Below are 13,869 nucleotides of genomic sequence, written 5' to 3' on the forward strand. Positions count from 1 at the left end.
TTGAACTGCCTTTTCTGCAAAGACAGTTCAAAAGTTGTTATTTTCTATTTCAGATCACACTGAATATTATATTTTTTCAAAATTAACATCTCTTTCGATGACATTACCTGATCAATTACATCTTGCTTAGTCATTTGTCTAAATTGACGATCCAAAGATGCTCTATTTTGATCTGCTGCTTGATATAACTGCTCAATATAATTCCCAACAATTCCACAGAATTGTAGCTGTTGCTGCGGTGTGAAATTGCTCTGTCGAGCATCTAAACCACCAAAAAAACTCCTCGTTTCCTGCTTATATTGATTAGAAATTTTTTCCACCGTTTCTACATATTGCTCTACGCTTGCAAAGACACCACCAGATACAGAACACCCCAGCATAAATAAGCAAAATAATATTTTTTTCATAAATCAATCAATACGGTTAATCGTTAAAATAGAAACTCAAACTAAGATTATCATATACCTAGCAATTTTAGCGGTAGATTTCATTCATCTATATGCAAAAAAGAAGGCTTGTATTCTAAGTAAGCCTGCTCCACTGGTGCTGGCAACTGACCCTTCGTTACCGTTCCCAAGCGCAAACGTATAATATCAGGCAAATCTAGCCGATAAGAATAAATAGGACTACCACAATTTTGGCAAAACACGCGTGCCTTATTAGGACTATGAAAATATTCTTTTAGAAATTTAATACCACTGCTAATCTCGAATTTAGATTTATGCAATGGAGCATTCCAGCCAAATAGCGAACCTTGAGCACGTTGACAGTGCTTACAATAACAGATGATTGTTTTTTCAATATCTGCATGATAACGGTACGTCACTAGCCCACATAAGCATTGTCCTTCTATCATATCCAACCTCCTTATTTTTATTATCAGAACTGTAAAATAATGAGCTTGAATTAGATTTTTAACTGTCGCTCTTTTTGCATTTCATTAATTCGCATTTTTAATTTTGCAGACAATACTTCATTATTTTTAACCAAGCGCTGTGCATGCAATAATGACTTAATTGCATTTTCTTCCCAACCCGACCAATACTCAACTTCTGCACGATAACGTAATACATTCACTGTTCTAAAAGGTGACTGTTGATCAATATTTGCAGCTTGCTGCATCAAACGCCAAGCAGCAATGTCTCGCGGGTTCTTATTGTTAAAACGCTGAATTAAGCTTAAAGCCTGCCCAGATTCCTTTTGACGAATTAACACCTCAGCCAGTTTAAACGCTAAAGCCCTATTCTCAGGCATAATTCGTGCGGTTGATTGAATCGCTTTATATGCTTCATCTACTTTATTCTGCCCTAAATAAATATCCGTTTGAATAAGAATCATCAAATTATTTAAACGCTGATGCATCTTTGCCTGATCTAAAGCTTGCTGAGCTAAAACATAGTCGCCCTGTTTTAAATAAAATGTAGATAAGGCCAACTGCCCTGCAAAATTTTTACGACTTGCCAAAATCTGTAATTGTTGTTCCGTTGCCTGATTAGAGATCACCATACTGTACCATTTCAGTATTTCAAAATCTTCATCATGCAAATTCAATTTCACTTGAGGCAATTGATTTGCCCGTAAGCGTGCTTCACTCATACGCTCCGTACTCAGTGGGTGCGTTAACCAAAAATCAGGTAAGAAAGATACTTTACTCGTCGCACGATGCATCACCTCGAAAAAGTCAGCCATACTTTGTGGGTTATAACCCGCCGAATACATATATTGCATACCAATACGATCGGCTTCACGCTCTTGGTTACGACTATAATTCAGTTGCTTATCCATTAATGCAGCTTGTGTTCCCAACATCACGGCTGTACCAACATCACCATCCGCTTGCGAAGCAACCAAAGCCCCCACTAAAAGCCCAGCTAAAGTCAATAAACCTTGCCCCTTAAATGCTTCCTGTGATCGACTGTAATGACGTTGTGACACATGTGCCACCTCGTGTGCCATTACACCAGCCACTTCATCCATATTTCGAGCAGAGGTAATTAAGCCTGCATTAAGGGCAAATAACCCACCAGGAACAGCAAAAGCATTAATTTGAGCATCGTTAATGATCACCAAGCCGATGGGCTGCCCCAGCTGCGTTTGACTTAAAATATGTGAAAACACATTGAATAACTGGTCTTCCAACCAAGGGTTTTGCATCACTGGCATTTGTTTTTGCACTTCGCGAAAGACTTTTTCCCCAATCATTTTTTCTTTTTGCTGGTCAATTAAACCGATCCCACTGCCAATTTCAGGAACACTAAACTGTGGCATGGAATTTACATTAGCACTGTGAGTTGCCCCCATTGCTGAAATCAAAACTGTACTACAAGCCAATAAAAACCGTTTCAATGTATATTCTCAAACTGCTTTTTTTCAATTTATCAGACTATAGCATTGAAAATTGGAGGCATTTGCAATGAAGTGTTATCAAATTTTAAGAAAATAAAGGATTCACGATATAAGGCGGGATTCGCCCTTCAAGTGCATCCACCACATTACGATAGGCCAACTCAGCCATTTCTTTACGCGTCTCTGCGGTGGCAGAACCGACATGAGGTAAAGTCACCACATTATCTAAATTAAAAAGCTCTGATTCTTGTAAAGGCTCTTTCAAATAGACATCAAGTCCCGCAGCAAAAATTTTACCTGCCTTTAAAGTATCAATAAGCGCCTGTTGATCCACCACAGAACCACGAGCAATATTGACAAAAACAGCATGTGGTTGCATTTTATCAAACTCAGATTGACCGATTAATGCTTTAGATTCTGCATTTAAATCAACAGCCACAACCACAAAATCAGACTGTTGCAATAACTCATTCAAACCGCAATATTTTGCATTTAAGGGCTGTGCTAATTCTAATTTTTCACGACGATTATGGTAAAGAATATTCATATTAAAACCATAAAAACCACGACGTGCGACAGCAACACCAATATTACCTAGACCAATAATACCTAATGTTTTACCAAAAATATCTCGTCCAAATTGGGCTTCACCTACAGTACGTTTCCAACACCCTTGTTTGGTCCATTGATCTAAATGCGGCACTTTTCGAGCAGCACTCATCAGTAATGTAAATGCTAAATCAGCCGTGGTTTCGGTCAACACATCTGGTGTATTGGCTAACCAAATTTTTTTCTGATTCAGATAATCCAAATCATAATTGTCATAACCAACACTGACACTGGAAATAATTTTAAGCTGTTGTGCCATCGCCAAATTACTTTCATTCAGTAAACGCCCCGCACCAATCATAGCATCCGCATCTTTAACTTGTTCGCGTATTTGCTCATTCACATCACCCTGTTTCGGGTTAATCACCACCACACGATACTGAGCTTGTAAGCGTTGAAGTACAACTTCATCTAACTGGCTAAAAACAACAACTTTTTTATTCATGTTCCATCCGTGCTTTGATTACTTTTTTTGCATAAATTGCCATAGCCGTTTTTTCAATAATGGCTGATCTAGCATTTCTTGCAAGCCAGCCAAATTTATACTTTTAGCGTCAGTCAAATAAGGGAATTGTCCGATTAAAATAATATTTTTATCTGTACTAATCGCATCTAAAAAGCCTTGCACATAACTGCCTACACCATGACTATCTTGAAAATTCATCAAAGGAAATGGCCACTGTAACTCATAATATTCAGCCTGAAGTGCCTGCTGAATATTATTCCAAAGCTGCTGTTGTTCAGCTATCATTTCCGTGGCATCAACGACAATGATACAATCAGGCAAACCCAAAGCTTGTAATTGAAAAGGCGCTATCGGTAGGGTCGAACGTTCTTCAATAGCCAAAGGTGTAACTTCAGCTGGCACTTCTTTGAGCACCGAAGTTGGTATGATTAAAGGCTCTGTCCGCCCAAGTACTTTAACCTGCTCAACCAGAGGCTCGATTGGTATTTTAGGCTGAGATTTCGCAATGACAATTTCGGTCAAATATTCAGGTGTAGCCTGATCTCGCCAAATCGATGAAGATGGCATATTCTGACATACAGCATCCCTAGGAATCCAAATATCAATTCCTAATGTTGCCAGTGTGTCACGCTGATGCCCTATCATCTTTTTTCATCACCAATTTAATGCTTGGTATTCTAACGATAATATCTATATTTTGCTGTGCTTTTATTGAATCATTTATAATTTTATCTCACTCTACTTATACAATCATCAAACTATTCTTCTTCTGCATTTGTTCAACAATCTCACTGGTTCCGAAGCCAAAACGCCAATACAGTAATTGTAATACGTCTAATTCGTCTTGGGTAATAATACGATCATTCCACAAACAGAGCTCCGCAATCCCCAAGATACTTAAACGATCACGCAATAACAAACCAGCGATATCATTCAAAGTTTCAGCCAAATCAATTGGCTCATCTGAAATTTCTGTATACATTTCCAATTCTTTCGCATTAAGCACACGCTTTAGAATTTTTTCACGCACATCGAGTTGATTGAGGCTATTAATCTGCTGCACATGCAATAAGGCATCAATCAAACGAACAATATCGGGCTTTACCTCTCCCAAAGACGTTGGCATATGCAATGGTAGAAGATTCAATTCAAATTTTACATATTCAAGTAGCAATTCATCCAATAGCCCAATTTCACCATCTTCTTGAATAATTCGAGCCAATTTCGTTAAAAATTGCCGCGCAATTGTGGCTGGCATACTACCAATATTTTTACACGCATCATAAAAAATAGAAATATGCACACGCCCATCTAAATTCAGCAAAGAATCAACAATTGCACGACTCACCTCTGCTTCTGCTGGAATAAATTCACGATATTGACGAATCATTAAAATCGCCACCATGACTTCGCGCGAACCCGTTGCAGTCTGTAAAGCTCTTAATATCAACTCTGGACGCTGCATATTATTTCTTATTTCTGGATTTAAAGGCTTAATGGCATCCTTAATAGCAAAACTGATCGGTGATAAACGCAATAGTGGCAATGGTTGTGGCGAACTCCATGGCAGATATATTTCACTATTCATTTCCTCTAAGGATCGAAATAAACTGAATAATGGCTGATTACGTAGTTTCTTTAAATTTTCCAGTTGTAAATCTTGCACTAAACCTGGATTCAGCTCATAAATACGCTGTTCAATCGCTGGATGAATATTCATCCAATTTTGTGGGCTTAGAGAGTTTGCAAAACACATATGTGAAATAGATTCAGCATATTCGCTATGAATTTGCGAGCCTGAATGATGCACATAAATTCTTAATAGCGTCTGAACATTGGCATCATTTTGAATAAGACGCTTGGTTTTTTGATCATTCTTAAAGGTTCGACCACCCAAAGATATGTATTTGATAAAACGGGTAATCAAAATCCCAAGACTACCAATCAACCAAATAACACCACCCATTGCAACAAAGAAAGTCGCAAATTCATGTGTGTGGGCTTGACCATGTTTAGTAAAACCCAGTTTGGCAATTTTACTGCCCCACTGGCTAAAAGTCGTTAAACTGCTGTAGAGAATTTTTAATCGTGTATTTTCTGCGGTTTCACCCGATAAAATTTTATTAAATTCATGGCTTAATAACCCATAAAGTTCTAATTCATCTAAATTTTGTAAAGCGCCCCAAGTCAAAATAATGACAATATCTCGCGGATAAAATCCAGCAGTCAGTGCATTTACACCAACTTCATCAGGCAGCACATAAATAGTCGGTGTCTCAATTAAAAAGGTATTTGCCAATTGCTCCGTTATTCTTAAAGCAACACTTTCTTCAGGAATACTTTCAATTAAACTGAGCCGACGAGCACCCAACTGTTTTGCAAGCGAATGCCCACCTGAACGAAATACATAAAACTCGTAAAGCACAGAAATGGTCATTACGCTAAGCAACAACACAATTAAATAAGGACTTAAAGCATGCCAAAAGATGGACTGAGTTGAATCAAGATAAAATACCAACAAGCCCAAAATCGTATTTAAAATAAATAGCGTTAGCAGTACCGCAAGGATACAAATACTTGCAGACCAAACCATATTTTTATTTTTAATGAAAGAATAACCCACGCTCTTCAGTGTAAAGATCCTTTATTACATTATCTTTATTGAACCATCATAGATGAAAAAAGCGGGAATTTCCCGCTTTTCATAGAATTAAAGAAAAATTTTATTCCTCTTTAATTCCAGTCAGGTCAACTGATGCGGCATCGATATTGACATCAATATAGCCACCTACAACTTTTTTAGCAGAATCATTGCGCTTACGCTCAAGCTCATCTAAATAAGCCTCATCGATTCCACCCGCAACATAGACACCATCAAATACAGAGCAATCAAATTCCTGTAATGCTGGCACTTTACTGGTACGTACTGCACCTTTTAAATCTTCCAAATCTTGGAAAATCAAACGGTCAGCACCAATAATTTCGCGAATTTCTTCAACGCTACGACCAGATGCAATCAACTCATCTTTCGCAGGCATATCAATACCATATACGTTTGGATATTTCACCATAGGCGCAGCTGAAGCAAAGAATACTTTTTTCGCACCAGCATCACGTGCCATTTGAATAATTTCATTACAAGTCGTACCACGAACAATCGAGTCATCTACCAGCAATACATTTTTGCCTTTAAACTCAAGTTCAACTGGGTTTAATTTTTGACGGACTGATTTTTCACGCTGCTTCTGACCCGGCATAATGAAGGTACGCCCGATATAACGGTTCTTCATAAAGCCTTCACGGAACTTCACACCAAGAATATTGGCAAGCTCTAGCGCTGAAGTACGCGATGTATCTGGAATTGGAATCACAACATCAATATCGTGTTCCTCACCCCATTCACGTGAAATTTTATAGGCAAGTTTTTCACCCATTTTTAAACGTGCTTTGTACACCGAAATACCGTCAATTATCGCATCTGGACGCGCAAAATAAACGTATTCAAAAATACACGGACGATATTCTGGATTTATCGCACATTGCTGGGTAAACATTTCACCTTCTGATGAAATAAAGATTGCTTCACCCGGCTCAATATCACGTTCAACTTTAAAACCCAAAGCCGTAATTGCAACAGATTCAGAGGCAATAATGTATTCCATGCCCTGTTCAGTTTCGCGTGAACCATAAATCAATGGACGAATACCATTTGGGTCACGAAAGCCAACCAAGCCATGTCCAGTGATCATTGCCACAACACCATAAGCACCTTTACAGCGATCATGGACACGTGAAACCGCTTCAAAAATATCTTCTGGCGTTGGATTTAGCTTGCCATTTTTTTGCATTTCATGTGCAAATACATTTAACAATACTTCTGAGTCTGAGTCCGTATTCATATGACGAAGATCTGTTTTAAACAAATCATCGTGAATTTCTTCGGCATTGGTCAAGTTACCATTGTGTGCCAAAGTAATCCCATAAGGTGAGTTCACATAAAATGGCTGTGCCTCTGCACTGCTTGATGAACCTGCTGTTGGATAACGCACATGACCAATACCATAATTACCTAGCAATGCACGCATATGACGCGTATGAAAGACATCTCGCACCATACCGTTGTCTTTACGTAAGAACAACCGCCCTTCATGACAAGTTACTATTCCGGCTGCATCCTGACCACGATGCTGTAACATCGTTAATGCATCAAACAACATTTGGTTAACAGGTGACTTACCAGCTATACCAACTACTCCACACATAGCAACCTCGCAAAAAAGCTAGGATTAATAAAAAGGATTATTTGTTGATTCATCTGTACGCGCTGCATGCTTCTGCGTTTTATCAGATGATAAGCCTGAAGATTTTACTGCATCTTCAGACTGGATATGATCAAGCGCGTCATGTGCCGCTTCTTTTGAAATTTTGGTTGCCCATGGTGCATAAGGCATAAGGAGTTGTACAAGTTTAGATTGTTTCCAATGTGGAGAACTTTCCACCCAAGGACCAATCCCCTGCATAGTAATCAGTACAACCAATAAACCTTTTAAAGAACCAAAAGCACCACCAGCCAAACGGTTTAATGGTCCTAGTTTCAGGCTCTTTAATATTTTGTTCAGTAATGCAGTCATAATCCAAGTTAAAACCACAATCACCAATACAATAAATGCAAATGCTGCTATTTTTTGTACCACTGGATCTTGACTCAATGAGACCATCGAAGGTGCTAGGATGACTGCATATTTTGCACCAATAATAAGTGCAAAAATCCATCCTACCAAGTTCGCAAAGGCTGTAACCAATCCTTGTCGCAAACCGTTTAGCCCTCCAATGAGCAAAATAATGAGTACAAAGATATCCAGTGCATTCATGATGGTTTTAGAGCATCAACACAATCTTTAATCAATGCTGGACCTGTATATATGAGACCACTATAAATTTGTACAAGGTTTGCACCTGCATTTTGTTTAGCCAAAGCTTGTTCGCCCGACAAAATACCACCAACACCAATCAATGGAATTTGACCATCTAAAGCTTTTGCAAATGCTGCCAAACATGCAGTACTTTTCTCAAACACTGGCGCGCCAGATAAGCCACCTGCCTCGTCCGCATATTTAAGATTTTCCACGCCTTCACGTGACAAAGTCGTATTGGTCACAATCAAACCATCAATTTTAAATTGCAGCAGTTGCTTTGCAATAAATTCGATATCTTCAGAGGTTAAATCTGGGGCAACCTTAAGAACAAGTGGTACGTAATGTTGATGCTCTTCTGCCAATTCAAGCTGACGCTTTCTTAGCGTCTCTAACAATTCTGTCAGTGCATCACCACTTTGCAAGCTACGCAAATTTTTGGTATTTGGTGATGAAATATTCACTGTTATATAAGAGGCGTAGTTATAAACTTTTTCAAGACAAATAAGATAATCATCGACTGCATTTTCAACTGGGGTATCGGCATTTTTACCAATATTAATTCCCAAAATTCCTTTGAATTTCGCAGCTTTGACATTTTCAACCAGTTTATCCACCCCATCATTATTAAACCCCATACGGTTAATAATAGCTTTGGCTTCAACTAAACGGAATAAACGAGGATGCGGATTACCCGCTTGTGGACGTGGTGTAATGGTTCCAATTTCAATAAAACCAAAGCCTAGTCCAGCTAAGGCATCAATATAAGCGCCATTTTTGTCTAAACCTGCCGCCAAACCAACTGGATTCGGAAATTGAATTCCCATACAAGTAACTGGTTTAGAGGCTATGCTTTGACGCATCATGCCCATACGATGAGCTGATTTCAATAACGATAGTGTTAGCTCATGTGCACGCTCTGGTGCTAAAGAAAACAACAAAGGGCGAGCAAGAGAATATAACATATCTGTAAAAGTCTACTGCTTTTTAAGTCGCCATATTATAGGCATAGCCTATAGAAAACACCATGCTTAACGAGTCTTTATTTTCACCCATTATTGCACTGTCGCTGTTAATTTAATCTGCCCCGCCTCTGAAATTAACTCTAGTTTTTCAAGACTTAGTCCCATTTGTGCCAATTGTGTTAAAAAATTGGCTAAGATTGCGTAATTTGCATGTGTGGCTACAATCTGAATTTGCTCACCTGCCTGTTGTGATGCAACCGATAGCCCTTGCTGCTGAGCAACACGCTGAACCTTATCTGATGCGCTTAATTGAAAATCATCGGCAGGCTTCATGGTCACTGCATTACTTTGCATCCAAACCATCATGTCTTTTAAATCATCGACACGGTTTTGCTGTTTTTCTGCGGCTGCATGCATATACCAAAGTGCAGAACCCACCGCTGCAATTACCACCACAATGGTGGTAAAAACCACCATATAGCGTTCACGCACAGACAGGCGTTCGAGATAATCGTTGATTTTTTCCATTGATTGTTCAATGGAGTTATGTATTTTTTCTGCTGTTTTCATTATTGTATTTTCACCAATCCAATGACACCTGTGCCATTCGGCTGAATATTCCCTAATTCAACCTTAAAGCCTTGTTGGTTGAGCTGTTGAGTCAAACCTTGCAATGTGGCAGTAGAATTGGCTTTCAATTCCATATTTAAAATAGAGGTCTCATAGTTGACACGATTAGCAACAATTTGATTTTGCATGAGGACTGGACCAACACGGCTTAATAACTGTAAGGATTGCGTATTTGCACCTTTGTTTAAGCGCACATGACTTTCAAACTGACTTTTTAAGTTTTGCTCAGTCACACGGCTACTTTGCCCAAACCAGTTTTTATATTGATCAATGGCTTGCAGCGCAGTCTGATCTGCAACTTTTTTATACTTATACCAACGTGTCGCATCATAGCCAAACTGAACCACCAGTGCAGCAATCAATACAGCCGCACATGCCTTCCAATAGCCCGATATACCTACCGCATTTTTTGCTTTAGGCAGAATATTAAAGGGATGACTCTTGGTTTTTTTTAATATCGGCACTTCATAATGAAAAGCTTCAATCTGATCAGAGGTAACCACAGCTTCAAGGCTCTGCATTTGCTCAGCTGTAAAATTACTAATCTTATAATGCTGCCCTTGAGCCTGATAATCTAAAAATAAAGCCAAATCATCAATTGAATTTCCCATAAATTCATTTTCACGTGCCAGCAAACGCCCTGATACATTGGCAATGACTGTTTGTCCTACGTCAGGGATCGGCAAAATCAAAAAGTCTGGCAATAAGGAAGTAACCTTAACCGGAATTAAGGTCAAAGCATGTTGTAGCGTCTCAACCGTCGTATTTGCAACACCCAAAATAATAAGCTGATCTGGATTTTGAAAATGATGCAATACTTTCATTGAATCAATCGACAAAACCACAAATTCTTCAAGTAAATACTTAACCCCATCCACACCTATTTTTTTATATTGTGGCTTGGCAAAAGTTTGTTGCAACATTTGCACATCACGGCTTGGAAAAAACGCGACCGCTTCTTCGCCATGATAGGCTTGAGTCTCTTGAATTAAATGCTCAAGACTAGAGGCTTGATACCAGCGCTCTCCAGTTGACCATTGCCAAACCCCATTGGCTTCAGGCATCCATAAATACAACATTAATATTTTTCTGCCGTTTTAATTAATATTTTACGTGTTTGGAATAAAACTTTTTAACTGTGTAGATAACCCCGTTGCAATGACTGCTTGCTCATAAATACGCGCTTCAGCCAAAGCATAGGGATGAAAAGGCTCCGCGGTCAATAATGATGAAATATGCGCCACCACATTCATATGACAAACCACAACAATAGACTCATAAGGCAATTGAGACAACCATTCAACCGCCAATTTTGCATCATCTTCAGGCTTAATTTTATCGCACAGCATTACAGGCACATGATTAAAATACTGTTGCAGATGTGCCAAGGTTTCTTGTGCACGCAATAAAGGACTGACCACAAATACATCGGGCTGAACCACATCCTTTAAATACTCTGCAACTTGCTGTGCTTGTCTGCGCCCTCGCTCAGTTAATGGACGTTTATCATCATTCCCATTGACCGCTGGAGAGGCTTCACCATGACGGACTAAAGTGAGTTGCATTAAAATTTCCTTATTTTCAATATGCAGCGATTATACCTAAGCTTTATGACAGCGCGAATTTATTCAATTATATTGAAAATTACACTTCATTATGCGGTAAAACAAATTCTACATCGCTACGATGCCCATTTTTCATTAATGACAGCGCAATAGTTAAAGGTGGCGCACCTTCAAAAATCACATTATACAAAGCACTGGTAATGGGCATGTAAACATCTAATTCTTCCGAACGGCTTCGCACCTGCACAATGGTATTAATGCCCTCTGCCGTTTGACCCAATTCAGTGGTTGCTTGTTCCAATGTTTTACCCGAACCCAGCGCAAAACCTACTTGATAGTTACGACTTAAAGGACTGCTACAGGTCGCAAATAAGTCACCGACACCTGATAAACCTAGGAATGTCAGCGGATTGGCACCCAATTTAACCGCAAAACGACTCATTTCAGCCAGTGCTCGAGTTAAAATCATACTTTTAGTGTTTTCACCGACTTTATAAGCAGCTGCCATGCCCATTGCAACAGCATAGATATTCTTTAAAGCACCGCCAAGTTCCACACCATGCACATCATCACTTGCAAACACACGGAATAATGCACTGTGTAAAGCTTGTTGCACTGCATAACGAACCAGTTCCGACTGACTTGCAATCACAGTTCCTGCTGGCTGTCCCGCCATAATTTCTTTGGCTAAATTTGGTCCCGAAAGCACACCATACGGCACTTCAGGTAATTCTTCACGAATGATGTCACTCATAAAGCTGAAAGTTTTAGCCTCAATCCCTTTGGTTAAAGATATAACGGCCTGAGAAGTAATGAATGGTTTAATTTGTTTAAGTACATTACGAAAAGAATGACTTGGAATCGCCACTAAAATAATATCGCGATTACAAATTGCCGTTTCTAAATCTGTCACCGCTTTCAAACTAGACTCTAACGTAAAATCGGCTAAATAGCGTGTATTCACATGAGTTTGGTTAATTTCTGCCGCTGCCGCTTCATCCCGAATCCAGATCATGGTGTCGCAACCATTTCGAGCTGCAGTATTGGCCATTGCAGTACCGAAACTACCACCACCCAAAACCGTTACACGTAACGCAGTTTTTTGATCGACTGAAACAGGCTCAACAAGATCTGAAAATTTTAACTCTGACATTATTTTTATATCTCAACTCATTATTCAATAAAGTTATTTATTCCAATAACTAACATAATCTTGTGTATCTATTTCTGCACGTGCTGGAATAGCTTTGACTGCTGTTCCAATATAAATAATGCCAGAAATTAAATCATCTTTAGCAAGACCTAAAAATTGCTTAAATAAATCCGACTCAACCACAGCACCACTACGCCAAATTGTTGAAAAACCTTGAACTTGCAGCGACAATAAAAAGTTTTGTACCGCCGCACCCGTACTTAAGGTTTGTTCAAAATCAGGAACTTTTGGATGCGGCTGAAACTGAGTCAACGCCAAAACCAAAAGTGGTGCACGAAATGGATGATTTTTAACACGCTCTAACTGCGTCTGATCGGCCTCACCCAAATCTGCCAAAGCTTTAGATAACAACTCACCAAAAGCGCCTCGCTGATCACTAGAGATAACTATGAAACGAGTCGGCTTTAGACGATGATGATCTGGCGCTGTGAATGCCGCTTGAAAAGCTTGCTCTAACTGCTCTGCATTCGGTGCAGGTTCGACCAAATGACCAATCGACTGACGTTGATGAATATTATGATGAACCGTATCTACCACTGAATCCGTCATTGGTTTCTATATCTATGTACTAAAATATTTCAATAAGATTAGCATACTCTGATTCAGATTCTCTAGAGTGATGCGTCAATGTGCTGCACTCAATTCCAATCTTGCCGATCAATCAGTCACAGAGTGACCATATAAAACTGCATATTTCATACAAGTCTTTCAAAAACCATCTAAAAAGTTATGCTCAAATAGCTGTTATTCTTTTGAAAACAAATAAAGGGGAAAAAGATGAATAAACTTTTCGCGCTATGCTCTACAGTTACCACCACTCTTGTATTAACAGCCTGCGCATCAAACCCAACCACATCATTAGCAATTCAAAAAGAAAATAATCAATATGAAGTCACCGGTGTAGGGAAAAGTAATTTAATTGCCAAAAACAATGCGATTGCTGCCGCAAATAAGACCTGTGGTAAAAAAGCTACAACTGTCATTATTGATGAAAAAACTGAATATAACGGTGCGTTAAAAGGTATTGTCGATGAACAAACAGGACAAATGATTCAAGCAGCAGCAAGCGTGATTGGTACTTTAGCGGGGAAAAATGGCAATCTTGCTCGAGATGAGGATTATCAAACTACGCTCACCTTTAACTGTCGAGCAAACTAAATAA

General features: G+C 39.1%; 15 protein-coding genes. 1 reads left to right on the forward strand and 14 read right to left on the reverse strand.

The window, feature by feature from the left end:
* Window positions 1-44: 44 nt before the first annotated feature.
* From B9T25_RS10040 to B9T25_RS10105, 14 genes are all read right to left on the reverse strand, one after another.
* Window positions 45-407 (reverse strand): hypothetical protein, encoded by a 363-nt coding sequence (locus tag B9T25_RS10040; RefSeq protein WP_086188288.1) that lies wholly within the window; start codon window positions 405-407, stop codon window positions 45-47.
* 80 nt (window positions 408-487) lie between these two features.
* Window positions 488-856: a GFA family protein gene (locus B9T25_RS10045; RefSeq protein ID WP_086188289.1), complete on the reverse strand. Its 369-nt coding sequence runs from the start codon at window positions 854-856 to the stop codon at window positions 488-490.
* 50 nt (window positions 857-906) lie between these two features.
* Window positions 907-2,346 (reverse strand): M48 family metalloprotease, encoded by a 1,440-nt coding sequence (locus B9T25_RS10050; RefSeq protein ID WP_086188290.1) that lies wholly within the window; start codon window positions 2,344-2,346, stop codon window positions 907-909.
* A gap of 85 nt (window positions 2,347-2,431) precedes the next feature.
* A complete protein-coding gene (locus tag B9T25_RS10055; RefSeq protein ID WP_086188291.1) occupies window positions 2,432-3,400 on the reverse strand; it encodes a 2-hydroxyacid dehydrogenase in 969 nt (322 codons plus the stop codon).
* Window positions 3,401-3,418: 18 nt separating this feature from the next.
* A complete protein-coding gene (locus B9T25_RS10060) occupies window positions 3,419-4,066 on the reverse strand; it encodes a hypothetical protein (RefSeq protein ID WP_086188292.1) in 648 nt (215 codons plus the stop codon).
* Between the two features lie 97 nt (window positions 4,067-4,163).
* The gene (locus tag B9T25_RS10065; protein WP_416202364.1) at window positions 4,164-6,014 is read right to left on the reverse strand and encodes a M48 family metalloprotease; all 1,851 of its coding nucleotides are present in this window, start codon (window positions 6,012-6,014) and stop codon (window positions 4,164-4,166) included.
* A 130-nt stretch (window positions 6,015-6,144) separates the two neighbouring features.
* The gene (gene purF, locus B9T25_RS10070) at window positions 6,145-7,683 is read right to left on the reverse strand and encodes an amidophosphoribosyltransferase (RefSeq protein ID WP_086188294.1); all 1,539 of its coding nucleotides are present in this window, start codon (window positions 7,681-7,683) and stop codon (window positions 6,145-6,147) included.
* A gap of 24 nt (window positions 7,684-7,707) precedes the next feature.
* Entirely contained in the window at window positions 7,708-8,292 is a 585-nt protein-coding gene (locus B9T25_RS10075; RefSeq protein WP_086188295.1) for a CvpA family protein, read from the reverse strand.
* Window positions 8,289-9,299, reverse strand: coding sequence for a quinone-dependent dihydroorotate dehydrogenase (locus B9T25_RS10080; protein WP_086188296.1), 1,011 nt, complete (start codon window positions 9,297-9,299; stop codon window positions 8,289-8,291). Before B9T25_RS10080 ends, B9T25_RS10075 begins: the two co-directional genes overlap by 4 nt.
* 90 nt (window positions 9,300-9,389) lie before the next feature.
* Complete coding sequence (gene gspM, locus B9T25_RS10085; protein WP_086188297.1) at window positions 9,390-9,869, reverse strand: type II secretion system protein GspM; 480 nt, start codon at window positions 9,867-9,869, stop codon at window positions 9,390-9,392.
* A complete protein-coding gene (gene gspL, locus B9T25_RS10090; RefSeq protein WP_086188298.1) occupies window positions 9,869-11,008 on the reverse strand; it encodes a type II secretion system protein GspL in 1,140 nt (379 codons plus the stop codon). The genes gspM and gspL overlap by 1 nt, the downstream gene beginning before the upstream one ends.
* A 30-nt stretch (window positions 11,009-11,038) precedes the next feature.
* On the reverse strand, window positions 11,039-11,494 hold the full coding sequence (gene sixA / locus B9T25_RS10095; protein WP_086188299.1) for a phosphohistidine phosphatase SixA: 456 nt from the start codon (window positions 11,492-11,494) through the stop codon (window positions 11,039-11,041).
* Window positions 11,495-11,573: 79 nt separating this feature from the next.
* Complete coding sequence (locus B9T25_RS10100; RefSeq protein ID WP_086188300.1) at window positions 11,574-12,647, reverse strand: NAD(P)H-dependent glycerol-3-phosphate dehydrogenase; 1,074 nt, start codon at window positions 12,645-12,647, stop codon at window positions 11,574-11,576.
* Window positions 12,648-12,680: 33 nt separating this feature from the next.
* Window positions 12,681-13,256: a nitroreductase gene (locus tag B9T25_RS10105; RefSeq protein WP_086188301.1), complete on the reverse strand. Its 576-nt coding sequence runs from the start codon at window positions 13,254-13,256 to the stop codon at window positions 12,681-12,683.
* A 228-nt stretch (window positions 13,257-13,484) separates the two neighbouring features.
* Between B9T25_RS10105 and B9T25_RS10110 the strand changes: the two genes are divergently transcribed.
* Window positions 13,485-13,865, forward strand: a complete 381-nt coding sequence (locus B9T25_RS10110; RefSeq protein WP_086188302.1) for a hypothetical protein — start codon at window positions 13,485-13,487, stop codon at window positions 13,863-13,865.
* The last annotated feature ends 4 nt before the right edge of the window (window positions 13,866-13,869 follow it).

The sequence above is a fragment of the Acinetobacter sp. ANC 4470 genome, from assembly GCF_002135335.1.
Classification (GTDB): Bacteria; Pseudomonadota; Gammaproteobacteria; order Pseudomonadales; family Moraxellaceae; genus Acinetobacter.